Below are 24,492 nucleotides of genomic sequence, written 5' to 3' on the forward strand. Positions count from 1 at the left end.
AGATCCCTGACAGCCGTGCGCGGGCTCTGCCAGGGTGAGGTCGATCGCACACGATCGGACACCTGCTGCCTGCTGTCGCTGGGAGCGTGGCAGCAGGGCGATCCCGCGGCCCGAGGGGGCGGGCCGTGGGGTGCCCCTGCGAGGATGCATTGGCGCCGCGATCAGGTGATTACGAACGTGTAAACCTCACCGTGGTGCCTGGAACCGCGCGCATCGCGTGGCTAGTTTGGAGAAATGATGACCTCTGAAACCCCGCTCGTCGTCGTCGAGAACGTCCAGAAGCACTACGGCGAGTTCCAGGCGCTCAGCGACATCGACCTCACCGTCAACGCGGGGGAGGTCGTCGTCGTGATCGGCCCCTCCGGCTCGGGCAAGTCGACGCTCTGCCGCACGATCAACCGCCTGGAGACCATCACCAGCGGCTCGATCCGCATCGACGGCAAGGAGCTGCCCGCGGAAGGCAAGGCTCTCGCGCACCTGCGGGCCGACGTCGGCATGGTCTTCCAGTCCTTCAACCTCTTCGCGCACCTCACGATCCTCGAGAACGTGACGCTCGGCCCGATCAAGGTCCGCGGACTCAAGAAGTCCGACGCCGAGGCGGAGGCGATGATGCTCCTCAAGCGCGTCGGCGTCGCCCAGCAGGCGAACAAGCTCCCCGCGCAGCTCTCCGGCGGCCAGCAGCAGCGCGTCGCGATCGCGCGGGCCCTGGCCATGCAGCCGAAGGTCATGCTCTTCGACGAGCCGACCAGCGCGCTCGACCCCGAGATGATCAACGAGGTCCTCGACGTCATGGTCGAGCTCGCCCAGGAGGGCATGACGATGATCGTCGTCACCCACGAGATGGGCTTCGCCCGCAAGGCGGCCGACCGGGTCGTCTTCATGGCGGACGGCCGGATCGTCGAGGAGGCCACGCCCGAGGAGTTCTTCACGAACCCGAAGAGCGACCGCGCCAAGGACTTCCTCTCGAAGCTCCTCACGCACTGACTTCCCCAGACCCCGCACCCACAGCACAGCACATGAAGGAGACGCACATGCGACGTACACGGACACTGGCCGGATTCGGGATCGCCACGGTGGCGCTGCTCGCGCTCACGGCCTGCAACAGCGGCACGCCCTCGAACCCCGGAGGCGGGGGTGACGGCGATGCGGGTGAAGACAGCACCTGGTTCGAGGTCGCCTCGGACGTGCAGCTCGAGGGCAGCCCGACGTTCGACGCCATCGAGGAGCGCGGCAAGGTCGTCGTCGGTGTCAAGGAGGACCAGCCCGGCCTCGGCTACCTCGACGTGACCACGAACGAGCGCACCGGCTTCGACGTCGACATCGCGCGCTGGATCGCGGCGTCCCTCGGCTATGACGAGGACAAGATCGAGTTCAAGCCGATCGCCTCCGCGAACCGCGAGCAGGCGATCGTGAACGGCGACATCGACTACTACGTCGGCACCTATTCGATCAACGACAAGCGCAAGGAGCAGATCGACTTCGCCGGGCCGTACTTCATCACGGGTCAGGGCCTCCTCGTCGCCGCCGACGCGGAGGACGCGGATGCGCTCGAGGACTTCAACGGCAAGACCGTCTGCTCGGCGACCGGCTCCACCCCGATCCAGAACATCAAGGCGAACTTCCCCGACATCAAGACGCAGGAATACGACCTGTACTCTGCGTGCGTGCAGGACCTGATCGACGGCAAGGTCGACGCCGTCACCACTGACCAGGCCATCCTGATCGGCTATGCGGCGCAGTACCCGGACGACGTGAAGGTCACCGGCGGTCTCTTCACGGAGGAGCGCTACGGAGTCGGGCTGGCCAAGGGCGATGACGTCTTCCGCGCGCACATCAACGAGCTCTTCACCGACGGTGGCGACATCTGGCAGGCGATCTTCGACAAGAACCTCGGCTCCAGCGGCATCGAGGTCGAGCAGCCCGAGGTCGACGCGTACTGATCCTATGGGGCGGCCCTCCTCCAAGGGCCGCCCCACAGCTTGAACCGAGAAGGGGAGGGTGGCGTGGACGTCATCTTCGGGAACCTCGACCTGTGGGGCGAGGCGATCAGCAACACGCTGCTCGTCTTCTTCGCGGGCGGCATCATCGCCCTGGTCCTGGGAATCATCGTCGGCGCGATGCGCGTCTCGCCCGTGCCGATCGCGCGCGGCGTCGGCACGGTGTACGTCAACATCGTGCGCAACACGCCACTGACACTGGTCTTCTTCTTCTTCGTGTTCGGGTATCCCCAGCTCGGTCTGCCCGAGCTGTCGAACACCGTGCTGGGCATCCTCGCGATCGGCATCTACACGGCCACGTATGTCGCCGAGGTCCTGCGCGCGGGCATCAACACCGTCCCCGTCGGGCAAGCTGAAGCTGCGCGGGCCATCGGTCTCCCGTTCGGACAGGTCATGACGCTCGTCATCCTGCCGCAGGCCTTCCGCTCGGTCGTCCCGCCAATGATGAGCGTCTTCATCGCCTTGCTGAAGAACACCACGGTGGCCGCCGGCTTCTCGATCGCGGAGCTCGCGGCCCTGCGCTCGACGGTCAACGACTCGGCCGATCGCCCGGGCAACCCGATGGAGGTCCTGCTCTGGGTCGCGGTGGTCTTCGTCGCCCTTGTCATGCTGATGAGCTGGGGTCAGCGGTATCTCGAGAACCGATGGAGGATCGCCCGATGAGCTCCGTACTGTACGACGTCCCGGGCCCCCGCGCCATCGCGCGCAACCGGATCATCGCTGTCGTGACCATCCTCGTGGTGCTGGCAGCCTTCGGCTTCGTGATCTATCGAATGATCGAAACGGGGCAGTTCTCCCCGCAGAAGTGGTACGTCTTCACCTTCACCAACGTCTGGGCAGGCATCGCCCGTGCCCTCGTGAACACCTTGGCGGCCTTCGCGCTGGCCGCGGTCCTCAGCCTCATCCTCGGCTTCGTCCTCGCGATCGGGCGGTTGTCTGACCACGCGTGGGTCCGCGTCCCCGTCACGATCGTCACGGAGCTGTTCCGCGCCGTGCCGGTCCTCGTTTTCATGATGCTGCTCTACTACGGGCTCCCCGTGGTGGGCGTGAAGATGGACCCATACTGGGCGGTCGTCCTCGCCCTCATGGCGTACAACGGCTCCGTGCTCGCCGAGGTGCTCCGTGCCGGAGTGGAGTCGCTGCCGCGCGGGCAGAAGGAAGCGGGCTACGCGATCGGACTGCGCAAGAGCGGCGTGATGCGCCTCATCCTGCTACCGCAGGCCATTCGCGCGATGCTCCCTGTGATCGTCGCCCAGCTCGTGGTCACGATGAAGGACACCGCCCTCGGCTTCATCATCACGTACCCCGAGTTGCTCTACTTCGCGAAGCAGCTGACCTCACAGCAGGGGCGCCCGATCCTGCAGTCCGCCTTCGTCATCGGCGGCATCTACATCATCATGTGCCTCATCTTGTCCGGCATCGCACGTTGGGTGGAGGTGCGCACGCGCCGCTCGGCGAAGGTTCTCGCTGGCGGCACCGTCGATCCTGAGCTCGATCCGCGACTTCACGAGGGCGGTACCGACACGCAGCTGCTCACGCTCCAGAAGGGTGACAGCCGGTCGCGACGCTCCAAGCGCGAGTGAGTACCGGCGCGGGACGCCCGTCCCGCGCCGGTAGACTCGACTCCCGTGTCAGAGTCTCCGGAAATCACCCCCGAAGCGGTCGAAGCCGCTGTCGCCGACGCCCTCGCGGCGATCGATGCGGCCGCCGACACCGCCGCGCTGAAAGCCGCCCGTGCGGCGCACGTCGCGGAGGGATCGCCGCTCGCGGTCCTGAACGCCTCGATGCGTCAGGTCGCCCCCGAGAACAAGGCCGCTTTCGGCAAGCTCGTCGGTCAGGGCCGCGGTCGAGTGAACCAGGCGCTCGCGGCGAAGGAGGCCGAGCTGGCCGCCGCCGAGGTCGCCGCGCGCCTCGAGGCCGAGCGCGTCGACATCACCGCCGTCCCGTCGCGGACGCGTGTGGGCGCCCGCCACCCGCTGGCCCTCCTGCAGGACCACGTCGAGGACATCTTCGTCGGCATGGGGTGGGAGATCGCGGAGGGGCCGGAGCTCGAGCACGAGTGGTTCAACTTCGACGCCCTGAACTTCGACGTCGATCACCCCGCCCGTCAGGAGCAGGACACCTTCTACGTCGACCCGACCTCGCGCCACCTCGTCATGCGCACGCACACGAGCCCGGTGCAGGTGCGGTCGATGCTGAACCGCGAGGTCCCCATCTACGTGCTGTGCCCGGGCCGCGTGTACCGCACCGACGAGTTCGACGCGACGCACCTCCCGGTCTTCACACAGTTCGAGGGCCTGGTCCTCGACAAGGGCATCACGATGGCGCACCTCAAGGGCACGCTCGACCACTTCGCGAAGCAGCTCTTCGGCCCGGAGGCCAAGACGCGCTTCCGCACGAACTACTTCCCCTTCACCGAGCCCTCCGCCGAGCTCGACCTGTGGCACCCGACCTTCAAGGGCGGCGCGCGCTGGATCGAGTGGGGCGGCTGCGGCATGGTCAACCCGAACGTGCTGCGCGCGGCCGGGATCGACCCGGAGGTGTACAGCGGCTTCGCGTTCGGCATGGGCATCGAGCGGGGCCTGATGTTCCGCAGCGATGTGCAGGACATGCGCGACATGGCCGAGGGCGATGTCCGCTTCAGCGAGCAGTACGGGATGGTGGTGTGATGCGCGTCCCGCTTTCGTGGCTGCGTGAGTACGTCGATCTGGCAGCGGATGCCACGCCCGAGGACGTCCTCGCGGCGCTGGTGACCGTCGGCTTCGAAGAAGAGGACGTGCACCGCTTCGACATCACGGGTCCCGTGGTGGTCGGCGAGGTCGTCTCGCTCGAGCCGGAACCCCAGTCCAACGGCAAGACCATCAACTGGTGCCAGGTCGACGTCGGTCCCGAGCACGGCGGCGTCCGTGGGATCGTCTGCGGCGCGCACAACTTCGGCGTCGGAGACAAGGTCGTCGTGACCCTGCCCGGCGCCGTCCTTCCCGGGCCGTTCCCCATCGCCGCCCGCAAGACCTACGGTCACGTGTCGGACGGCATGATCGCCTCCGCGCGCGAGCTGGGTCTCGGCGACGAGCACAACGGCATCGTCGTGCTGAGCGACCTCGGCATCGATGCGCCGGTGGGCACCGACGCGATCGCGCTCCTCGGCCTCGACGACGTCGCGGTGGAGATCAACGTCACACCGGACCGCGGCTACGCGTTCTCGGTGCGCGGCGTCGCCCGTGAGTACTCCCACGCTACGGGGGCGGCCTTCCGCGACCCCGCCGAGCGCGACTTCGCCGAGCTGCAGCCCGGTTCCGGACACACGGCCGTGGTGGACGATCAGGCGCCGGTGCGCGGCAAGGTCGGCGCGAGCGAGTTCGTCACCCGGGTCGTGCGCGACGTCGATCCGTCGCGGCCCACCCCGCCGTGGATGATCGCGCGCCTGAGCCTCGCCGGCATGCGGTCGCTGGGTGTGCTCATCGACATCACGAACTACGTCATGCTCGAGCTCGGCCAGCCGCTGCACGGCTACGACCTCGACAAGCTCACGGGCGGCATCACCGTCCGGCGCGCGACGCCGGGGGAGAAGATGACGACGCTCGACGGCGTGGAGCGGAAGCTGCACGTCGAAGACCTCCTCATCACCGACGACTCCGGTCCGATCGGCCTCGCCGGTGTCATGGGCGGCGGCACCACCGAGATGAGCGACACCACGCGGAACGTGCTCATCGAGGCGGCGACCTTCGACGCGACGACCATCGCCCGCACGGCCCGCCGTCACAAGCTCCCGAGCGAGGCGTCCAAGCGCTTCGAGCGCGGCGTCGACCCGCTGATCCCCTTCGTCGCAGCGCGACGCGCGGCCGACCTCATGGTCGAGCTCGCCGGTGGCACGCTCACGGAGGAGGGTGGCGCGCTCTTCGCCGAGGTCTTCGTCGCCGAGATCGAGCTCCCGCGCGGTTTCGTGCAGGGACTGATCGGCGTCGACTACACCGACGACGAGATCACCGGGGCGCTCACGACGATCGGGGCGGAGGTCAGCCCTTCGACAGGCTCAGGGACCCAGGCGGACGGCGAAGGGACCCAGGGTGACTCCGGGTGGACGGTCATCCCGCCGACCTGGCGCCCCGACCTCACCGACAAGTGGACGCTCGCCGAGGAGGTCGCCCGCATCCACGGGCTCGACCGCATCCCCGCGGTGCTGCCGACGCCGCCGTCCGGTCGCGGCCTCACGGCCCACCAGCAGGGGCGTCGCCGCGTGGTGAACGCTCTCGCCGCCGCAGGATTCGTCGAGACCCCGGCGTTCCCGTTCACGACCGAGGCGCAGAACGATCTGCACGGCTCCGCGTCCGGTGAGCACCTGCCCGGCATCCGCCTCGCGAACCCGCTCGACGGGCAGGTGCCCTTCCTGCGGCGCTCGCTCATCCCTGGTCTGCTGCAGACCGCGCACCGCAACATCTCGCGCGGGCTCACCGATCTGGCGCTGTTCGAGACGGGCGCCGTGTTCGTCCCTGAGCCCGGCGTGCAGTACGGCACCGCCGAGGTCCCGCCGCTGGGTGTCCGGCCGTCTGATGAGGTGCTCGCCGCGCTCGACGCCTCCATCCCCCCGCAGGAGCGCCACGTCGCGGTGCTGCTGACCGGCAACGTGTCGCCGCGTCAGCCGGGGCGTGCGGCCGAGGCCGCCGGACTCGTCGAGGCGCTCGACGCGGTCCGCGTGATCGGGGCCGCCGCGGGCATCGAGATCGACGTCGTGCAGACGCAGCGCGCCGCGCTCCACCCCGGACGCACCGGTGCGCTGGTCGCCGGCGGCGAGGAGATCGGCTACGTCGGCGAGCTGCATCCCGCCGTCGCCGAGGAGGCCGACCTGCCGGGTCGCGCCACCGTGCTGGAGCTGGACCTCGACCGGCTGCTCACGCTCGCCGGAGGACGCATCGTGGCGGCATCGCTCTCCACGTTCCCGGCCGCGACGCAGGACGTCTCGCTCACGCTCCCGGCCGAGGTGCCGGCAGGCGAGGTCCGCGCTGCTCTCGCCGAGGGCGCGGGTGCCCTGCTGGAGTCCGTCCGGCTGGTGGACGACTACCGCGGCGAGGGTGTGCCCGAGGGATCGAAGTCGCTGACGTTCGCGCTGCGCTTCCGCGCCGACGACCGCACGCTCACGGCCGCGGAGGCCTCCGAGGCGAAGATGGCGGGCGTCGCCGTCGCCGCGGACCGCTTCGGCGCCGCCCTCCGCGACTGATCGCGATGCCGCGCGGCTTCCTCGGGAGGTCGCGCGGCATCAGGCGTTCGCGCGGCATCAGGCGACAGCAGTGCCGGTGACCTGTACTCGCGTGATGGCCTGGGTTCGCGTGGTCGGCTGCGCGCGTGAGGGCCTGTGATCGCGTGAGGGCCTGTCCTGCTCCGCTCTGAGCGGAGGCCCTTCCCCCGAGTCGTCGATCCTGATGACATGGGCACATGACGGATGTGCTGATCCTCGGGGGAACCGGATGGCTGTCGGGGCGCATCGCCGCGCACGCGTTGGGAGCGGGAGCGTCCGTGACCTGCCTCGCCCGCGGCGGACGCCCGGCGCCGCCGGGAGCGACCCTCGTGCTGGCGGACCGGGATGAGGAGGCCGCCTACGATGTCGTCTCGCGCACCGATTGGGATCACGTCGTCGACGTCTCCTCCCGCGCCGCTCATGTCTCCGGGGCGGTCCGTGCGCTCGGCGACCGTGCCGCCCGGTGGACGTACGTCTCGTCGATGTCGGTGTACCGCGACGACGAGACCGTCGGGACGGACGAGTCGGCACCGCGGCACCCGGCGGCACAGGCCGGTGAGGACGACGACTACGCACGGCAGAAGGTCGCGGCGGAGGATGCCGTGCAGGCGAGCCTCGGCGACCGCGCGCTCCTCGTCCGTCCCGGCCTCATCGTCGGCGCCGGCGACCCCAGCGATCGCTTCGGCTACTGGGCGGCGGCGTTCCTCCGGGCGCTGGACGAGCCGGTGCTGCTCCCGCCCCTCGACGGGCGCACGGCGCAGGTCATCGACGTCGAGGATGTCGCCGCCTTCGTCGTGTCCGCCGCCGTCACCGGTACCGTGAACGCGATCGGCGACGTGCGCGAGCTGGACGACGTGCTGCGGACCGTGCGCGCGGCCACCGGACACACCGGGCCGCTCGTCGTCGGCACGGAGGAGCGTCTCGTCGCGGAGGGTGTCGCGTACTGGGCGGGGCCGCGCTCGCTGCCGCTGTGGCTGCCACCCGAGATGAGCGGATTCATGACCCGCTCGAACGCGCGGTATCGCCGCAGCGGAGGCACCCTCCGCCCCCTCGACGAGACGGCGGAAAGCGTCGTGGCGGACGAGCGCGATCGGGGAGTGGACAGGGAGCGCCGCGCCGGACTCACGCGGACGGAGGAGCGGGCGCTGCTCGACGCCTTCGCTCGCTAGACTGCGAGGCAGTGACACGGGGTGCCGCATCCGCGGCTGAGATCACACCCGTCGAACCTGATCTAGTTCGTACTAGCGAAGGGATGTCGCAATGAGCGATCCTGTGCGTCCGCAATCCGTCCTCGACCTCGCCGCCACGGCGGGAAGGCTGCGGGAGGAGGTCCGGGCTGCGCCGCCGTTGACGCACTGCGTCACGAACGCCGTCGTGACGGGCTTCACCGCCAACGTGCTGCTGGCGCTCGGGGCGGCGCCGGCCATGGTCGACATCGTCGGCGAGGCCGAGCCGTTCGCCGCTGCCGCCTCGGGGCTCCTCGTCAATCTCGGGACGCCGACCCCGGAGCAGCGGGAGGCGAGCAGGGAGGCCGTGGCCGGAGCGCGCGCCGCCGGCACGCCGTGGGTGCTCGATCCCGTCGCGATCGGCACCCTCCCGGTGCGGACGGCGCTGGCCCACGAGCTGGTCGCGCTGCGCCCGACCGCCATCCGCGGCAACGCGTCGGAGATCCTCGCGCTGGCCGGACACAGCAGCGGAGGCCGCGGTGTCGACGCGACGGACGGGACCGAGGCGGCGGCCGCGGCGGCGCGGGAGCTCGCCGTCCGGCACGGTTCCGTGGTCGCCGTCTCCGGCCCGGTCGATCTCCTCACCGACGGGGAGCGCGTGATCCGCATCGCGAATGGGCACGAGCTGCTCACGCGGGTGACCGGCGGCGGCTGCGCGTTGGGCGCGGTGATGGCGGCCTTCCTCGGGGCGGCCCGCGGCACCGGGACCGACGCGCTGACGGCGGTGGCCGCGGCGACCCTCGTCTACACGGTCGCGGCCGAGCAGGCGGCGGAGACCTCCCGCGGACCGGGCAGCTTCGCCGTCGGACTGCTCGACGCCCTGTCCGCCGTGACCCCGGCGGATCTCCAGGCCCGCGCCCGCGTCGAGGAGGAGGCCCGATGACCGTCGACCTGTCCCTCTACCTCGTCACCGATCGGTCGCTGTGCGGTGCTCGTGGGGTGGTCGAGACCGTCCGCGAGGCCGTGGCGGGTGGGGTCCGCATCGTGCAGCTCCGCGACAAGGAGGCGACGGACGAGGAGACGGTCGACCAGCTCCTCGCCCTGTCCGTGGCCATCGACGGTCGCGCGCTGCTCGTCGTGAACGATCGCCTCGACGCCGCCGTCGAGGCCCGTCGCCGCGGTGCCAGGGTGGACGGGGTGCACCTCGGCCAGGCGGATGCCTCGGTGCTCCGCGCGCGCGAACTTCTCGGCCCGGAGGCGCTGATCGGGCTCACGGCGAACACCGCTGCCCATCTCGATGCCGTGAACGCGCTTCCGCCGGGGACGGTCGACTACCTCGGCGTCGGCGTGATCCGGCCCACGCGCACGAAGCCCGACCATCCGGACCCGCTCGGCATCGACGGCTTCGCCGCGTTCGCCGCGCGCAGTGCGCTGCCGTGCGTCGCCATCGGCGGGGTGGACCTCGACGACACGGCGGCGCTGCGCGCGGCCGGTGCGGCCGGGATCGCGGTGGTCTCGGCGCTGTGCGCGGCAGAGGATCCCCGGGCCGCCGCCGCGGCCTTCCGTCGGCGGTGGCTCGGGCGGGCGGTGCCGCACGTGCTCAGCATCGCCGGCAGCGATCCGTCCGGCGGCGCGGGCATCCAGGCCGACCTCAAGGCGATCGCCGCGCACGGGGGCTACGGCATGGCCGCCCTCACGGCCCTGACCGCCCAGAACACGCAGGGCGTCCGCGCCGTGCACGTTCCGCCCGCGGACTTCCTGCGGGCGCAGCTCGACGCCGTCGGCGACGACATCCGCATCGACGCCGTGAAGATCGGCATGCTCGCGGACGTCGAGGTGATCCGGACGGTCGCCGCGTGGCTCCGGGCGACGCAGCCCCCGATCGTCGTGCTCGACCCGGTCATGATCGCCACCTCGGGGGACCGGCTGCTCCAGCCCGACGCGGAGCGGGAGCTCCGGGATCTGCTGTCCCTGGCGACCGTGGTCACCCCGAACCTCGCGGAGCTGGCGGTGCTCGTCGGTCGCGAGGTGGCGGACTGGGCGGACGCGCTCGCCGCGGCGCGAGAGCTGTCGGCCGATACGGGGACCGCGGTGCTGGTGAAGGGCGGGCATCTGCCCGGGGACGAGGCGCCGGACGCCCTGATCGACACGGCAGCCGGTACGCACGCGGAGTTCCCCGGGCCGCGCATCCGGACGGAGAACACCCACGGCACCGGCTGCTCGCTGTCCGCGGCTCTGGCCACACGACTGGCGAGGGGCGACGATCCGGCGACGGCGGTCCGCGCCGCGCGCGCCTGGTTGCGGGAGTCCCTCCGCGCGGCGGACGACCTGGACGTCGGGCGAGGACACGGCCCGATCCATCATCTGGCGGGACTCTGGGCCCGCGGCGGGGCCGAGACCCGGCCGACACCGGAGGAGGTCGCCGCGGCCTGGTGGGATGAGACCGCCGCGATCCGCCGCGACATCGACGCGCTGCCCTTCGTGCGCGCGCTCGCCGAGGGGACTCTCGACCGCGACGCCTTCGTCTTCTACCTCGCGCAGGATGCCCTCTACCTCCGCGAGTACGCGCGGGTGCTCGCGGAGGCGTCGCGTCTCGCTCCGACCCCCGACGAGCAGGCGTTCTGGGCGGAGGCCGCGCACGGCGCGATCCGCGGCGAGCTGGAGCTGCACGCGGCATGGCTGACCCCGGAGACCGGGGTGAGCGCCGCGACCTTCGCCACCGAACCCGCCCCGGCCACGGTCGCCTACCTCGACCACCTGCGCGCCGTCGCCTTCGGCGGGGACTACGCCACGGTGATCGCGGCCGTGCTGCCGTGCTTCTGGCTCTACACCGACCTGGGCGAGCGGCTCCATGCCGGAGCGTTCGGCGCGGCGCCCCGTGACCCCCGGCATCCCTACGCATCGTGGCTGGCGACCTATGCGGATCCGGCTTTCGCGGCGGCCACCCGGCAGGCCGTCGCGCATGTCGCCGCCGCGGCTGCGAGGGCCGACGACACCGGCCGGGAGCGGATGCGGCGCGCTTTCCTCACGTCGAGCGCGCACGAACGCGCCTTCTTCGCCGCGCCGTCTGCTCCCGCCGTCGTGTGACGCCCCGGATTTGCGGTGCCGAACGCGCCCGCGCTATCGTCGCCGCATGCCTTCGGTCGCCACCGCTCCTTCGACGCTCGTCCCGAGCGTCATCGCCGTGCGCCGACGTCGCGGCCGCCGATTCTAGGCGACCCCGCCCTTCTGCCTGCGTCCGCGCGGCGGTCGAGTGCCGGTGTCGCCGCCTCCGGCCCCGCCCCCGGTCCCGAGATCGTCGAGGACCCGACCGTTAAGGTAGAAGCATGACGTATTCCGTCGCCGTCTCCGGCGCCTCCGGCTACGCAGGCGGCGAGATCCTGCGCCTCCTGGCCGCTCACCCCGACGTCGAGATCCGCACCGTCACGGCGCACTCGAACGCCGGACAGCCTCTCGTCGCCCATCAGCCGCACCTCCGCTCGCTCGCCCACCTCACGCTGCAGGACACCACGCCGGAAGTCCTCGCCGGACACGACATCGTGTTCCTGGCCCTTCCGCACGGCCAGTCCGGGCAGTACACGGACGCCCTCGGCGACACCCCGCTGGTGATCGACGCGGGAGCCGACCACCGGCTCACGTCGTCCGCGGAGTGGGACGCGTTCTACGGCGGGGCGTTCCACGAGCCGTGGACCTACGGCGTGCCCGAGCTCCTCGTCGGAGCGGGCAAGCAACGGGAGGTGCTCCGCAGCGCGACCCGGGTCGCCGCGCCCGGGTGCAACGCCTCCACGGTGAGCCTGAGCCTCGCACCCGGTGTCGCGGCCGGCGTGATCGACCCGGGCGACATCGTCTCCGTCCTGGCCGTCGGCCCGTCCGGGGCGGGCAAGAGCCTGAAGACGAACCTCCTCGCCAGCGAGATCCTCGGCTCCGCGAACCCCTATGCCGTCGGCGGCACGCACCGCCACATCCCGGAGATCCGACAGGCGCTCGCTGCCGCCCGCCCTTCGACAGGCTCAGGGACCCAGGGAGCAGGGACCCAGGACATCCGGATCTCGTTCACTCCGGTGCTCGTGCCGATGTCGCGCGGCATCCTCGCCACGTCCACGGCGCCGATCGCCGAGGGTGTGAGCGACGCCGAGATCCGTCAGGCGTGGGAGAGCGCCTACGGCGACGAGACCTTCGTCCAGCTGCTGCCGGAGGGAACCTTCCCGCGCACCGCCGACGTGCTCGGCGCGAACACGGCCCTCCTCGGCCTCGCGATCGACCGCGCCGCGAACCGCGTGACCGTGGTCACCGCCGTCGACAACCTCGTCAAGGGCACCGCCGGAGCTGCCGTCCAGTCCATGAACATCGCGCTGGGGCTTCCCGAGACCCGCGCCCTCTCAGTGAACGGAGTCGCCCCGTGAGCGTCACCGCCCCCGCAGGATTCGAGGCGGCCGGGGTCGCCGCCGGACTCAAGTCCACCGGCAAGCCCGATGTCGCCGTCGTGGTCAACCGCGGCCCCCGCAAGGTCGGCGCCGCCGTCTTCACGAGCAACCGCGCCAAGGCCAACCCCATCATCTGGTCGCAGCAGGCCGTCGCGGACCGCGTGGTCGAGGCCGTCGTCCTCAACTCCGGCGGTGCGAACTGCTTCACCGGCAGCTTCGGGTTCCAGACCACGCATCAGACCGCCGAGAAGGCGGCCGAGCTGCTCGGCATCAGTGCGGGTGACGTGCTCGTCTGCTCCACGGGACTCATCGGGACGGGGGATGCGGTCTTCCGCGAGAAGGTCCTCGCGGGCACCGCGCAGGCGATCACCGAGCTGACCGCGGACGGAGGGGAGAGCGCCGCGCACGCCATCATGACCACGGACACCGTCGCGAAGACCGCTGTGGTGACCCGCGACGGCTGGACGATCGGCGGCATGGCGAAGGGCGCGGGCATGCTCGCCCCTGGTCTGGCGACGATGCTCGTGGTGCTCACCACCGACGCCGTGCTCGAACCGCTCCAGGCCGACGAGGCGCTGCGTCGGGCGACGGGACGCACGTTCGACCGCCTCGACTCCGACGGCTGCATGTCGACCAACGACCAGGTGACGCTGCTCGCCAACGGCGCCTCCGAGGTCGTCCCCGACCTCGACGACTTCGCCGAGGCGCTCACCGCGCTCTGCCAGGAGCTCGCGGTCAAGCTGCAGGGCGACGCGGAGGGCGCGAGCCACGACATCACGATCGAGGTGCAGCACGCCGTCTCCGAGCAGGACGCCGTCGAGGTCGGCCGCTCGGTCGCCCGCAACAACCTGTTCAAGGCGGCCATCTTCGGCAACGACCCGAACTGGGGCCGCGTCCTCGCGGCGATCGGCACGACGGCCGCGCAGTTCGACCCCTACGACGTCGACGTGTGGATGAACGGCGTCCGCGTCTGCACCGCCGGCGGGCCGGACCGCCCCCGCGAGGAGGTCGACCTGACCCCGCGGGCCACGCACCTGATGATCGACCTCAAGGTCGGAGAGGCCACCGCCACGGTGCTGACGAACGACCTCACCCACGACTACGTGCACGAGAACAGCGCCTACGCCTCATGACCGACATCCAGGACACCACGCCGGACATCGCGGCGCAGAAGGCGACCACCCTCATCGAGTCGCTGCCGTGGCTGAAGAAGTTCCGCGACCAGATCGTCGTCGTCAAGTACGGCGGGAACGCCATGGTCTCGGACGAGCTGCAGGAGGCCTTCGCCCAGGACATCGCGTACCTCCGGTACGTCGGTGTGCAGCCCGTGGTCGTGCACGGCGGCGGGCCGCAGATCTCCGACATGCTGCAGCGGCTGGAGATCCCCAGCGAGTTCAAGGGCGGGTACCGCGTCACCAACACCGAGGCCATCGGCGTCGTGCGGATGGTCCTCACCGGCCAGGTGAACCCGCAGCTCGTCTCGAAGATCAACTCGCACGGCCCCATCGCCACCGGGCTCAGCGGCGAGGACGCCGGGCTCTTCGGCGGCCGCCGTCGCGGTGTGATGATCGACGGCGAGGAGGTGGACCTCGGCCGCGTGGGCGACGTGGTCCAGGTCGACCCGACGCCGGTGCTCGACCATCTCGCCGCAGGGCGGATCCCGGTCGTGTCAAGCATCGCGCCCGACCTCGACCACCCGGGGCAGTCGCTCAACGTCAACGCGGATGCCGCGGCCGCCGCGCTCGCCGTGGCCCTCGGCGCGCGCAAGCTCGTCATCCTCACCGACGTGCCGGGGCTGTACGCCGACTGGCCCAACCGGGACTCGCTCGTGTCGCACCTGACGTCGGACGCGCTCGTCGAGATACTTCCGCGCCTCGAGTCGGGGATGATCCCGAAGATGCGCGCATGCCTCGATGCGGTCGAGGGCGGCGTCGACGCGGCGGCGATCATCGACGGACGGGTGCCGCACTCGGTGCTCGTCGAACTGTTCACCAGCAAGGGAATCGGGACCGAAGTGGTCCTGGGAGAGAAAGGGGCGACGGCATGACCGTCTGGCAGGACGACGCGGCACGTGATCTCGTGCTCAACGCGGGGGAGCGCCTCGCGCTGCTGACCCGCGGTGAGGGCTCGTACCTGTGGGACGCCGAAGACCGACGCTACCTCGACTTCCTCGCCGGCATCGCGGTGACCTCCCTCGGGCACGCGCACCCGGTGTTCGTCGAGGCGGTGTCCCGGCAGGCCGCCACCCTCGCGCACGTCTCCAACTACTTCGCGACTCCGCCGCAGCTCGCGCTCGCCGCCCGCCTCAAGCGCCTCGCCGGCGCGGGGATCGACGGTCGCGTGTTCTTCTCGAACTCCGGAGCCGAGGCCAACGAGGCCGCGTTCAAGCTCGCCCGTCTGCACGGCGGCGCGGAGCGTCCGCGCATCCTCGCACTGGAGAACGGCTTCCACGGCCGGACGATGGGCTCGCTCGCGCTCACGGCCAAGGAGTCGATGCGCGCGCCGTTCGCTCCGATGCCCGGAGGCGTGGAGCACATCCCGGCCACGATCGAAGCGCTGGAGGCCGCGATGGACGACCGAGTCGCCGCCGTCATCGTGGAGCCGATCCAGGGTGAAGCCGGCGTCGTCGAGCTGCCCGAGGGCTACCTCGCCGCGGCACGCTCGCTGACCCTCGCGCATGGCGCCCTGCTCATCGTCGACGAGATCCAGACGGGCGCGGGCCGGACCGGCGCCTGGTTCGGATTCAGCCACGAGGGCATCACGCCCGACGCCATCACGCTCGCAAAGGGCATCGGCGGCGGATTCCCGATCGGCGCCCTCGTCACCTACGGGCCCGCGAGCGCCCTGTTCACACCCGGTTCGCACGGCTCTACGTTCGGCGGCAACCCGCTCGCGACGGCCGTGGCGGACGCGGTGCTGGCCGAGATCGAGCGCGCCGACCTCGTCGACAACGCCGCGCGCCGTGGCGCCGAGCTGCGGGACATCATCCTCGGCATCGACTCCCCGCTGGTCGGCGGCGTCCGCGGCCGTGGACTCCTCGTGGGCGTCGCGCTCACGCAGCCCGTGGCGGGTGCGGTGGTCGCCGCCGCGCAGGACCGCGGTCTCATCGTCAACGCCGCCAACCCCGAGACCGTGCGCGTCGCGCCGGCTCTCACCATCGGCGACACGGAGCTGGCGGAGTTCCGCGAGCTGTTCGCCGCCGCTCTCTCCGACGTCCACACCTCCGCCACCGGAAAGGTCCCCGCATGACCCGCCACCTGCTGCGCGACGACGATCTGACGCCCGCCGAGCAGGCGGAGATCCTCGATCTCGCGCTCGAGCTCAAGAAGGATCGCTGGGCCGACAAGAGCCTCGCCGGCCCGCAGACCGTCGCCGTGATCTTCGACAAGTCGTCCACCCGGACGCGCGTCTCGTTCGCCGTCGGTATCGCCGACCTCGGCGGCACGCCGCTCATCATCTCCACGGCGAGCAGCCAGCTCGGCGGGAAGGAGACGCCGTCCGACACGGCCCGCGTGCTCGAGCGCCAGGTCGCCGCGATCGTGTGGCGGACCTACGCGCAGTCGGGCCTGGAGGAGATGGCCGCCGGCACCCGGGTCCCCGTGATCAATGCGCTGTCCGACGACTTCCACCCCTGCCAGCTCCTCGCCGACCTGCTGACGATCCGTGAGCACAAGGGCGACCTCAAGGGCCTCACGCTGACGTTCTTCGGCGACGGCCAGAGCAACATGGCGCACTCCTACGCGCTCGCGGGCGTCACGGCCGGCATGCACGTGCGCATCGCCTCGCCGGAGGACTACGCGCCGCGCGCCGACGTGATCGAAGCGGCCGACCGCCGCGCCGGGGAGACCGGCGGATCGATCACGCTCTTCACCGACCCGGTCGAGGCGGCCGCCGGTGCCGACGTCGTCGTCACGGACACCTGGGTGTCGATGGGCAAGGAGGAGGAGAAGCTCGCGCGGATCCGCGACCTCGGCGGCTACAAGGTCACACCGGAGACGATGGAGCTCGCGCACGACGACGCGATCTTCATCCACTGTCTCCCCGCCGACCGCGGCTACGAGGTGGACTCCGCGGTCATCGACGGTCCGCAGAGCGTGGTCTGGGACGAGGCGGAGAACCGCCTGCACGCCCAGAAGGCCTTGCTGGTCTGGCTCCTCGGGAAGAAGGACGCGTGATGGCCGGCTCGCACGAAGGCACCAACGAGGGCGCGCTCTGGGGCGCGCGGTTCGCCACCGGTCCGTCGCCGGAGCTCGTCGAGCTGAGCCGGTCGACACACTTCGACTGGATCCTGGCGCCGTACGACATCGCGGGTTCCCACGCCCATGCCACGGCGCTGGCCGCCGCGGGGTACCTGGAGCCGGATGAGGCCGCCCGGATGCACGAGGGCCTCGACGCCGTCGCGCGCAAGGTCGCCGACGGCTCCCTGCAGCCGCTGCCCACCGACGAGGACGTGCACGGCGCGCTCGAGCAGGCGCTGATCGCCGAGCTGGGTCCGGAGCTGGGCGGACGCCTCCGCGCCGGCCGCAGCCGGAACGACCAGATCGCCACGCTCGTGCGGATGTACCTGATCGACCACGCCCGGGTGGTCGCGCGCGACCTGCTGCGCGTGATCGATGCGCTCGTGGCGCAGGCGGAGGCGCATCCCGACGCGATTCTGCCCGGCCGCACGCACCTGCAGCACGCACAGCCGGTGCTGCTCGCCCATCACCTCCAGGCCCACGCCTGGCCGCTGGTGCGCGAGCTCGAACGCCTCGTCGACTGGCGTCGTCGCGCCGGTGTCTCGCCGTACGGCGGGGGAGCGCTCGCGGGGTCGACCCTGGGCCTGGATCCCGCGGTCGTCGCGACCGAACTGGGTCTCGACCGCCCCGCGGAGAACTCCCTCGACGGCACCGCTGCGCGGGACGTCGTGGCGGAGTTCGCGTTCATCGCGGCGATGACGGGGGTCGACCTCTCCCGCCTGTCCGAGGAGATCATCCTCTGGAACACGCGGGAGTTCGGCTTCGTCACCCTCGACGACGGCTACTCCACGGGATCCAGCATCATGCCGCAGAAGAAGAACCCGGACATCGCCGAGCTCGCGCGCGGCAAGTCCGGGCGTCTCATCGGCAACTTGTCCGGTCTCCTGGCAACGCTCAAGGGCCTGCCCCTCGCGTACAACCGCGATCTGCAGGAGGACAAGGAGCCGGTGTTCGACTCGGTGCAGACGCTCGAGGTCGTGCTGCCGGCGTTCGCCGGGATGATCGCGACGCTGCGTTTCCACACGGAGCGGATGGCCGAGCTCGCTCCCCAGGGGTTCTCCCTGGCGACGGATGTCGCCGAGTGGCTGGTGAAGCGGCGCGTGCCGTTCCGCGATGCCCATGAGATCTCCGGCGCGCTCGTCCGTGCCTGCGAGGAGCAGGGGATCGGGCTGGAGGACGCCTCCGACGAGCTGCTGCTGTCGGTGTCTCCGCACCTCGTCCCCGAGGTCCGGGAGGTGCTCACGATCGAGGGCTCCGTCGCGTCGCGCACGGGCGTCGGCGGCACCGCTCCGGAGCGGGTGGCCGAGCAGCGCGCGGAGCTCGTCGCGCGCGCGCAGGCCGCCGCGCACGCGCTCGGCCTGTAGCCGGTCCGGCGGCGGCCGCGCCTCAGTGCAGGTCGCCGTCGGCGGCGGACCGCTCCCACCGGGTGAACCGGACGGTCAGACCCGACCGGGTCGGGGCGGCGAGGAACGGTCCGGCGGAGACGGCCGCGTCGCCGGCGAAGGGGGCCACCCTCACCAATCGCCACGGTCCGTCGTCCGCGCGGGCGCGAACGATCATCGCGTCCTCCCAACGACTGACCCGGACTGTGATCTCGCTCTCGCGCCAGTCGTCGACGTAGCCGACCGACCAGTCCGACCGCCCGGCGGTCACGACAGCGCCGAGACCGAGGTGGCCGTCCGCGAACTCGACTCCCGCTTTGATCCAGTGCTCGTCGTCAGCACGCACGAAGAGACCCGCTTGATCGAACTGGCCCTCCCAGGGGGCTGTGAAGGCGACCTCGATCGCCTCCCCGACGGCGAGCGGGGCGAGCAGCGCGTGTTCTGAGTCATGGACGAATCCGTAGGCGGTGTGACGCCAGGCGTCGCTGCCCTCGATCGCGGTGGCGTCGAGATGCCCGTCGATCCGGGTCAGCGCGGGGGAGTGCGTCCAGGTGCCATCGCTCCAGTCGATGATGCGTGAATCAGGCATATTTCCCATCTATAGCCCTGTAAGGCATAAACTCTGAATATTCGTGTTACGGTTATGGCATGGTCATCGCCGTGATCGCCGACATCGTGGGTTCCCGAGAACTCGGAGACCGGAGCGCCGCACAGCGCGCGCTGGACGACACCATCGCTCAGGTCGAGCGGGACCGCCCGCTGGCGGTCCAGCCGCTCACGCCCACGGTAGGGGACGAGCAGCAAGGCGTCTACCGTGCACTGCCCGACGCGCTCCTGTCCCTTCTCATGATCCAGCTCCGGCTTCCGGAGGGGCTCGCCTTCCGCTTCGGGATCGGCGTCGGCGAGGTCCGATCCGTCGCCTCGGTGCATCGCGACCTGGCCGACGGCCCCGGCTGGTATGCCGCGCGCGCCGCGATCGAGATCGTGCATGCCCGCGAGCAGCGCGCCGTGCCGAGGACGCGCACCTGGATTGTCGGCGCCCCGGGTCAGGATGAGGTCATGGAGACCGTGATCGCCGCGTCAAATGCCTACGTCCTCGCGCGCGACGAGCTCGTGGGGGCGATGAGCGAGCGCGAGCGTCACCTCACATACGGGCGTATGGTGGGCCGGTCCCAGCAGGAGCTCGCCGCGCAGGAGGGCATCTCGCAGCCCAGCGTGTCCAAGTCGCTGCGGAGCGCGGGAGCCGCCGCTCTCATCGAAGGAGTGGCCGCGCTCCGGGGGGAGTCCGCATGATCCTCGCGGGCTTCGTCCTCCTCGCCGTCGGCGCGACCGACCTCGTCCGGCAGTTCGTGCCGCGACGGTGGGTCGGGTACGTCGTCGCCGCGGCCGTGATCCTCCTCCTCGGCATCGGCGGAGACGCGCTGCTGCCCGCGCTCCTGGGGCTCGGTGCCGGAGCGCTGTGGATCTGGAGCATGCCGGACGCGGGGTCCACGCGCGCCGGGTTCTGGCCCGCGGTCGCGCTGGCCGCGCTCAGCATCGGCGCCGTGGTCTGGGGCGGAGCCCGCGACACCGCGGGCCTCATCGGCGAGATGTGGACTCTCCGCTCACCCTTCGGCGAGGTCCCGTTCGACCTCGTCGTGCTCGCGCTCGGGGCCGGGGCCTTCCTGCTCGAATCCGCCAACCTCGTCGTCCGCGCTGCTCTCGACGGCGAGCACACCTGGCGCCCGGCCGAGGTCTCGGTTCCGGTGCCTCCGTCCGACGCGTCGTCGGCCCCCGTCTCCGCCGCGGCGCACGTCGGCGAGACCCCCGCGGTGTCCGCTGTCATCCCGGCCGATCCCCGCCACGGTTTCAAGGGCGGACGACTCATCGGCCCGCTGGAGCGTGTGCTCGTGATGATCCTCACGCTCGCCGCGGCGTACCCGGTGCTCGCGGCCATGCTCGCCGCCAAGGGCATCGTGCGCTTCCCGGAGATCTCCCGCGACGGGGAGACCGGCGCGCGTGCCGAGTACTTCCTCGTCGGCAGCCTCGTGAGCTGGGTCATCGGCCTCGGCGCCGCGTTCCTCGTCTGGTGGGCGGCGCACAGCTGACACCCCCGCCGGCGACGCAGCGGGACGGTCGCGCGCTGCTAGCCTGGAGCGCGTGTCAACTCCCGCTCTGACGACCGCGCCGCAGGCGATCGACCCCACGTTCGAGAACGTGTGGGACGAGATCGTGTGGCGTGGCCTCGTCCACGTGTCCACCGACCAGGAGGCGCTGCGCGCCCTGCTCGCGGGAGCCCCCGTCACGTATTACTGCGGCTTCGACCCGACGGCGCCCAGCCTGCACCTCGGCCACCTCGTCCAGCTGCTCCTGCTCCGCCGTCTTCAGCTCGCCGGGCACAAGCCGCTCGGCCTCGTCGGCGGCTCCACCGGCCTGATCGGCGACCCGCGACCCACCGCGGAGCGCACGCTCAACACCCGGGAGACGGTGGCGGAATGGGTCGATCGTCTGCGCGGACAGGTCGAGCGATACCTCAGCTTCGAGGGCGACAACGCCGCCCGCATGGTGAACAACCTCGACTGGACCGCACCGCTCTCCGCGATCGACTTCCTCCGCGAGATCGGCAAGCACTACCGCGTCGGCACGATGCTGAAGAAGGACGCGGTGGCTGCGCGCCTGAACTCCGACGCCGGGATCAGCTACACCGAGTTCAGCTACCAGATCCTCCAGGGCCTGGACTTCCTCGAGCTCTACCGCCAGTACGACTGTGTCCTGCAGACGGGTGGGTCCGATCAGTGGGGCAACCTCACCAGCGGCACCGACCTCATCCACCGGGTCGAAGGGGTGTCCGTCCACGCGATCGGCACGCCGCTGATCACCAACAGCGACGGCACGAAGTTCGGCAAGAGCGAGGGCAACGCGATCTGGATCGACGCGGACCTCACGAGCCCCTACGCGTTCTACCAGTTCTGGCTCAGCACGGCCGATGCCGATGTGATCGAACGCCTCAAGGTGTTCACGTTCCTGACCAGGGCCGAGATCGAGGAGTACGCCGAGCTCGTCGCCACGGAGCCGTTCCGCCGCGCCGCCCAGAAGCGCCTCGCGCTCGAGGTCGTCGCGACGGTGCACGGCGTGGAGGCGACGGCGGCCGTGATCGCGGCGTCCGAGGCGCTGTTCGGTCAGGGCGACCTGACCACTCTCGACGCGGCGACCCTGCGCACGGCCTTGGACGAGCTCCCGCACGCGACGGTCGCCGCCGGTACCCCGGTCGTCGACGCGCTCGTCGCGACCGGGCTGGTGTCGAGTCTGTCGGAGGCGCGTCGCGCCATCGCGCAGGGTGGCGTCTCCCTCGACGGCGAGCGGGTGGAGGACGACACCGCGATCGTGCAGGGCACACTTCCCGGCGGCGTCTCGGTGCTCCGTCGCGGGAAGAAGACGCTCGCCGGCGTCTTCCTCGGCTGACCCCGGCCGCGTATGCCGTTCACTCCGAGTCACGCGATCGTCGCGCTGCCGTTCGTGCGCACGCCGCTCGTCCCCGCGGCGATCGCGATCGGGGCGATGACACCCGACATCTCGCTGTTCCTGCGCAACGTCGGCCTCAACTACGGCTTCCTGCACGATCCCGTCAACGTCGTGTGGACGTCGTTGCTCGCGCTGGTGCTGTTCCTGCTGTGGCGAGTCCTGCTGCGCCCGGCGACCCTCGAACTGCTTCCGGGATGGGTGACCGTGCGGTTGCCCGCCGGGTGGGGCGCGAGCGGACTCCGGGCGGCGGTCGAAGCCCTGAGCCGTGACGACCGCTCGCGGTACCGCGCCGCGCGACCGCTGTATCCGTTCCTGCTCGTGGTCTCGGCGATGCTGGGGGTGCTCTCGCACATCCTCTGGGATGCGTTCACGCACGAGTCGCGGTGGGGTGTCGATCTGGTTCCCGCGCTCGCGAACTCCTGGGGTCCGTTCGACGGCTACAAGTGGCTGCAGTACGCCTCGAGCGTCCTCGGTCTGCTCGGTCTCGCGATCTGGGCCGCGCTGTGGCTGCGGCGTGCGACCCCGCGAGCGGATGCGCCGCGGGTACTTCCGCCGTTCGTGCGGATCGCGTGGTGGCTCTCGCTTCCGGTGATCCTCGTGGTCGCGTGGGTCGGTGGACTGCTGGCGTTCGGTCCGCTCTCCGCCGACTTCACCGTGCAGCATCTCGCGTATCGGGTGCTGCCGCCCGCCTGTGCGGTGTGGGGCCTGCTCACCCTGGTCCTCTGCGTGGTCCTCGCCGTGCGACGGCCGCGCCGCACCGTCTGATCCCGCTTCCCGGAGGCCTCCCGCACCAGGGAGTCCCCCTCACCAGCGCGGTGCGTCCGAATCCCAGGCATGCGGGGCGGCGAAGGTCAGCCCAGGGAGCGCCGGTGCCGCCGTCACGACCGGCGTCCCGTCCACGTCGAATCGCGAGAGATGCGCCGAGGCATCGATCTCCGGCGCGCGCACGACGTCGGTCGTGCGCGGCATCCCCAGCAGTTCGGCGGCGACGCGGCGCAGCGAGGTGCGCACGATGCGCGAGCGCCCGTCGCGCGAACGGAGCAGCCGGGTGAGTGCGGCGGCGAGGAGATACCCGGTGCTGTGATCCAGCGCCTGGGCGGGGAGGGCGCCCGGCCGTCCGTCCTCGCCCTCGATCATCGCGATGCCGCTCTCCGCCTGGACGAGGCTGTCGAAACCGGCGCGCTCGGGGTGATCAGTGCCCCAGGCGCTCAGTTGCGCGACGAGGAGACCCGGGTGCTGCTCGACCAGAGCGTCGGGGGAGAGGCCGAGCCGGTCCAGCGAGGCGGGCCGATATCCGAGCACGACCGCATCCGCCGACTGCAGGAGGCCGTGCAGCTCGGAGGATCGGGCGTCGAGACGAGCCGTGCGCTTGCCATGGCCGGTGTCGAGGTGCTGCCACGGGAGCTCGGGGAGGTGCGGTGGGTCGAGACGCAGCACATCGGCGCCGAGGAGAGCGAGCGTCCGTGTGCACACCGGCCCCGCGATCACTCGCGTGAGGTCCAGGACACGGAGGCCGGCGAGGGGCAGGTGCGCCGAGGGGCCGGGGGACGGGCTCCGTCGCTCACTCCGCCGTCCGTCCGCCGCGTCGATGGATGCTACGTCGAGGAGGGGAGTGCTCCGCAGGGCATGATCGACGTCCGGGTCCTCACGGCGCACGGCGACGGCGAGACCACCGGCTTCGGAGATCCGGTCGACGGCCGCGTCGCTCGACAGAGCCGCCACCCTGCGGGCGACCGCCTTCGGACCCGCCGCGTCGGTCAGGCCGAGCGCGCGGCGAAGCGCGCGCGCATGGTGCGGGTAGTTGCCGTGCGTTCGGATCCAGCCGTCTGCGCTCTCCCAGAATCCGGAGAGGGGCGCCCACACCGGCGGCGGAGCACCGTCGACCAGCAGATACCGATCGCTCCGATAGGCGACGGCGACTCGACGGGGATCGATGGCCGCCGGGTCGAGTCCTGCGGCGAGCACGACCGACGCCACGCTGGCGAGAGCGAGCTCCGCGGTCGCGGTGCGGGACGGGAGCGGCACGGCATCCAGGGCGCTGACCGCGGCGAGCAGATGCGCAGGCAGGGAGTCTGCGCCCAGCTCCCGCTGGACACGGCCCAGCAGGTCGGCAGCGTGAGGAGAAGCGTGCGGGGGCATGGGCGCGATGCTACTCCCCACCGATGCGGTCGGAAACGACGGCTGACCCGGGCGAATCCGCTCGAGCAGCAGACGCGACACGCCCGGGGTGGTGCGCCCGATTTGCCAGACCCCCGGAATCCACGTAACTTATTACTTGTTCGCCCCACAGGGAAGCGGAGAAGCCCAGAGCTTCACCCCCCTCAAGCGGAGAACCACTCCCGATCCACTCTCACTTGAGAGATCCGGCGCTTGCGCCTAGGATGGGAGATCCACCCCTTCTGCGGCTGTCACCGGCTGCGCAGCGGATCCAAGATCCGCGCGGCGCGCCGATTTGACAAGCGGGTCGGGATGGCTAAGATAGAGAAGTTGCCCTGCGGGCCTGGTCGTGATGGCTGGGTCGTGGGAGCATCCGATCCTTGAGAACTCAACA

Annotated in this window: 21 protein-coding genes and 1 riboswitch; of the genes, 19 read left to right on the top strand and 2 right to left on the bottom strand. The window is 71.0% G+C overall.

All coding sequences use genetic code 11. From position 1 onward, the window contains the following. The first annotated feature begins 237 nt into the window (after positions 1–237). The 15 genes from KVS71_RS16435 to argH all read left to right on the top strand — a co-directional run bounded on the left by KVS71_RS16435 (position 238) and on the right by argH (position 18,422). Complete coding sequence (locus KVS71_RS16435; RefSeq protein ID WP_060922536.1) at positions 238–984, top strand: amino acid ABC transporter ATP-binding protein; 747 nt, start codon at positions 238–240, stop codon at positions 982–984. A 47-nt stretch (positions 985–1,031) separates the two neighbouring features. Continuing rightward, entirely contained in the window at positions 1,032–1,940 is a 909-nt protein-coding gene (locus tag KVS71_RS16440; RefSeq protein ID WP_060922530.1) for a glutamate ABC transporter substrate-binding protein, read from the top strand. 63 nt (positions 1,941–2,003) lie between these two features. Next, positions 2,004–2,660 (top strand): amino acid ABC transporter permease, encoded by a 657-nt coding sequence (locus tag KVS71_RS16445; RefSeq protein WP_060922531.1) that lies wholly within the window; start codon positions 2,004–2,006, stop codon positions 2,658–2,660. Continuing rightward, complete coding sequence (locus KVS71_RS16450) at positions 2,657–3,580, top strand: amino acid ABC transporter permease (protein ID WP_082750080.1); 924 nt, start codon at positions 2,657–2,659, stop codon at positions 3,578–3,580. The genes KVS71_RS16445 and KVS71_RS16450 overlap by 4 nt, the downstream gene beginning before the upstream one ends. 45 nt (positions 3,581–3,625) lie before the next feature. Then, positions 3,626–4,666 (top strand): phenylalanine--tRNA ligase subunit alpha, encoded by a 1,041-nt coding sequence (gene pheS / locus KVS71_RS16455; protein WP_217585044.1) that lies wholly within the window; start codon positions 3,626–3,628, stop codon positions 4,664–4,666. Next, the gene (pheT, locus tag KVS71_RS16460) at positions 4,666–7,212 is read left to right on the top strand and encodes a phenylalanine--tRNA ligase subunit beta (RefSeq protein WP_217585045.1); all 2,547 of its coding nucleotides are present in this window, start codon (positions 4,666–4,668) and stop codon (positions 7,210–7,212) included. The genes pheS and pheT overlap by 1 nt, the downstream gene beginning before the upstream one ends. Before the next feature lie 215 nt (positions 7,213–7,427). Further along, positions 7,428–8,399 (top strand): NAD-dependent epimerase/dehydratase family protein, encoded by a 972-nt coding sequence (locus KVS71_RS16465; protein ID WP_217585046.1) that lies wholly within the window; start codon positions 7,428–7,430, stop codon positions 8,397–8,399. Between the two features lie 7 nt (positions 8,400–8,406). Beyond that, positions 8,407–8,500: riboswitch (TPP riboswitch) on the top strand. Then, a complete protein-coding gene (gene thiM / locus KVS71_RS16470) occupies positions 8,491–9,339 on the top strand; it encodes a hydroxyethylthiazole kinase (RefSeq protein WP_217585047.1) in 849 nt (282 codons plus the stop codon). (Overlaps the previous riboswitch by 10 nt.) Continuing rightward, on the top strand, positions 9,336–11,483 hold the full coding sequence (locus tag KVS71_RS16475) for a bifunctional hydroxymethylpyrimidine kinase/phosphomethylpyrimidine kinase (RefSeq protein WP_217585048.1): 2,148 nt from the start codon (positions 9,336–9,338) through the stop codon (positions 11,481–11,483). The genes thiM and KVS71_RS16475 overlap by 4 nt, the downstream gene beginning before the upstream one ends. A 239-nt stretch (positions 11,484–11,722) precedes the next feature. After that, complete coding sequence (gene argC, locus KVS71_RS16480) at positions 11,723–12,799, top strand: N-acetyl-gamma-glutamyl-phosphate reductase (protein WP_217585049.1); 1,077 nt, start codon at positions 11,723–11,725, stop codon at positions 12,797–12,799. After that, on the top strand, positions 12,796–13,953 hold the full coding sequence (gene argJ / locus KVS71_RS16485; protein WP_105950140.1) for a bifunctional glutamate N-acetyltransferase/amino-acid acetyltransferase ArgJ: 1,158 nt from the start codon (positions 12,796–12,798) through the stop codon (positions 13,951–13,953). Before argC ends, argJ begins: the two co-directional genes overlap by 4 nt. After that, entirely contained in the window at positions 13,950–14,867 is a 918-nt protein-coding gene (argB, locus tag KVS71_RS16490; protein ID WP_217585050.1) for an acetylglutamate kinase, read from the top strand. Before argJ ends, argB begins: the two co-directional genes overlap by 4 nt. Then, complete coding sequence (locus KVS71_RS16495) at positions 14,864–16,069, top strand: acetylornithine transaminase (protein WP_060923305.1); 1,206 nt, start codon at positions 14,864–14,866, stop codon at positions 16,067–16,069. The genes argB and KVS71_RS16495 overlap by 4 nt, the downstream gene beginning before the upstream one ends. Further along, positions 16,066–16,995, top strand: coding sequence for an ornithine carbamoyltransferase (gene argF, locus KVS71_RS16500; RefSeq protein WP_025105260.1), 930 nt, complete (start codon positions 16,066–16,068; stop codon positions 16,993–16,995). Before KVS71_RS16495 ends, argF begins: the two co-directional genes overlap by 4 nt. Next, positions 16,995–18,422 carry an argininosuccinate lyase gene (gene argH / locus KVS71_RS16505; RefSeq protein ID WP_217585051.1) on the top strand — a complete coding sequence of 476 codons (1,428 nt, stop codon included), beginning with the start codon at positions 16,995–16,997 and terminating at the stop codon, positions 18,420–18,422. Before argF ends, argH begins: the two co-directional genes overlap by 1 nt. 22 nt (positions 18,423–18,444) lie before the next feature. Here the strand turns inward: argH and KVS71_RS16510 are convergent, their stop codons facing one another. Next, positions 18,445–19,029, bottom strand: coding sequence for a DUF1349 domain-containing protein (locus KVS71_RS16510; RefSeq protein WP_060923433.1), 585 nt, complete (start codon positions 19,027–19,029; stop codon positions 18,445–18,447). Positions 19,030–19,088: 59 nt separating this feature from the next. Between KVS71_RS16510 and KVS71_RS16515 the strand changes: the two genes are divergently transcribed. Genes KVS71_RS16515 through KVS71_RS16530 form a run of 4 tightly spaced genes read left to right on the top strand, consistent with a single transcriptional unit; the run spans position 19,089 to position 22,706 of the window. Continuing rightward, on the top strand, positions 19,089–19,733 hold the full coding sequence (locus KVS71_RS16515) for a SatD family protein (RefSeq protein ID WP_217585052.1): 645 nt from the start codon (positions 19,089–19,091) through the stop codon (positions 19,731–19,733). After that, positions 19,730–20,527: a hypothetical protein gene (locus KVS71_RS16520; protein WP_217585053.1), complete on the top strand. Its 798-nt coding sequence runs from the start codon at positions 19,730–19,732 to the stop codon at positions 20,525–20,527. The genes KVS71_RS16515 and KVS71_RS16520 overlap by 4 nt, the downstream gene beginning before the upstream one ends. 52 nt (positions 20,528–20,579) lie before the next feature. Next, positions 20,580–21,881 (top strand): tyrosine--tRNA ligase, encoded by a 1,302-nt coding sequence (tyrS, locus tag KVS71_RS16525; protein WP_105950136.1) that lies wholly within the window; start codon positions 20,580–20,582, stop codon positions 21,879–21,881. A 12-nt stretch (positions 21,882–21,893) separates the two neighbouring features. Continuing rightward, complete coding sequence (locus KVS71_RS16530; protein WP_105950135.1) at positions 21,894–22,706, top strand: DUF4184 family protein; 813 nt, start codon at positions 21,894–21,896, stop codon at positions 22,704–22,706. 39 nt (positions 22,707–22,745) lie between these two features. On the opposite strand, the gene KVS71_RS16535 is transcribed toward KVS71_RS16530, so the two are convergent. Further along, the gene (locus KVS71_RS16535) at positions 22,746–24,080 is read right to left on the bottom strand and encodes a CoA transferase (protein ID WP_082750165.1); all 1,335 of its coding nucleotides are present in this window, start codon (positions 24,078–24,080) and stop codon (positions 22,746–22,748) included. Positions 24,081–24,492 lie beyond the last annotated feature (412 nt).

This window comes from Microbacterium sp. GbtcB4 (assembly GCF_019091465.1).
In the GTDB taxonomy this organism is placed as follows: Bacteria; Actinomycetota; Actinomycetes; order Actinomycetales; family Microbacteriaceae; genus Microbacterium; species Microbacterium paraoxydans.

Coding starts and splice junctions, on each gene's coding strand:
- KVS71_RS16435 (WP_060922536.1), top strand. CDS start 238: ATGACCTCTGAAACCCCGCTCGTCGTCGTCGAGAACGTCCAGAAGCAC.
- KVS71_RS16530 (WP_105950135.1), top strand. CDS start 21,894: ATGCCGTTCACTCCGAGTCACGCGATCGTCGCGCTGCCGTTCGTGCGC.
- argC (WP_217585049.1), top strand. CDS start 11,723: ATGACGTATTCCGTCGCCGTCTCCGGCGCCTCCGGCTACGCAGGCGGC.
- KVS71_RS16510 (WP_060923433.1), bottom strand. CDS start 19,029: ATGCCTGATTCACGCATCATCGACTGGAGCGATGGCACCTGGACGCAC.
- KVS71_RS16450 (WP_082750080.1), top strand. CDS start 2,657: ATGAGCTCCGTACTGTACGACGTCCCGGGCCCCCGCGCCATCGCGCGC.
- KVS71_RS16465 (WP_217585046.1), top strand. CDS start 7,428: ATGACGGATGTGCTGATCCTCGGGGGAACCGGATGGCTGTCGGGGCGC.
- KVS71_RS16440 (WP_060922530.1), top strand. CDS start 1,032: ATGCGACGTACACGGACACTGGCCGGATTCGGGATCGCCACGGTGGCG.
- KVS71_RS16535 (WP_082750165.1), bottom strand. CDS start 24,080: ATGCCCCCGCACGCTTCTCCTCACGCTGCCGACCTGCTGGGCCGTGTC.
- argB (WP_217585050.1), top strand. CDS start 13,950: ATGACCGACATCCAGGACACCACGCCGGACATCGCGGCGCAGAAGGCG.
- KVS71_RS16520 (WP_217585053.1), top strand. CDS start 19,730: ATGATCCTCGCGGGCTTCGTCCTCCTCGCCGTCGGCGCGACCGACCTC.
- argH (WP_217585051.1), top strand. CDS start 16,995: ATGGCCGGCTCGCACGAAGGCACCAACGAGGGCGCGCTCTGGGGCGCG.
- argF (WP_025105260.1), top strand. CDS start 16,066: ATGACCCGCCACCTGCTGCGCGACGACGATCTGACGCCCGCCGAGCAG.
- KVS71_RS16515 (WP_217585052.1), top strand. CDS start 19,089: ATGGTCATCGCCGTGATCGCCGACATCGTGGGTTCCCGAGAACTCGGA.
- pheT (WP_217585045.1), top strand. CDS start 4,666: ATGCGCGTCCCGCTTTCGTGGCTGCGTGAGTACGTCGATCTGGCAGCG.
- KVS71_RS16495 (WP_060923305.1), top strand. CDS start 14,864: ATGACCGTCTGGCAGGACGACGCGGCACGTGATCTCGTGCTCAACGCG.
- thiM (WP_217585047.1), top strand. CDS start 8,491: ATGAGCGATCCTGTGCGTCCGCAATCCGTCCTCGACCTCGCCGCCACG.
- KVS71_RS16475 (WP_217585048.1), top strand. CDS start 9,336: ATGACCGTCGACCTGTCCCTCTACCTCGTCACCGATCGGTCGCTGTGC.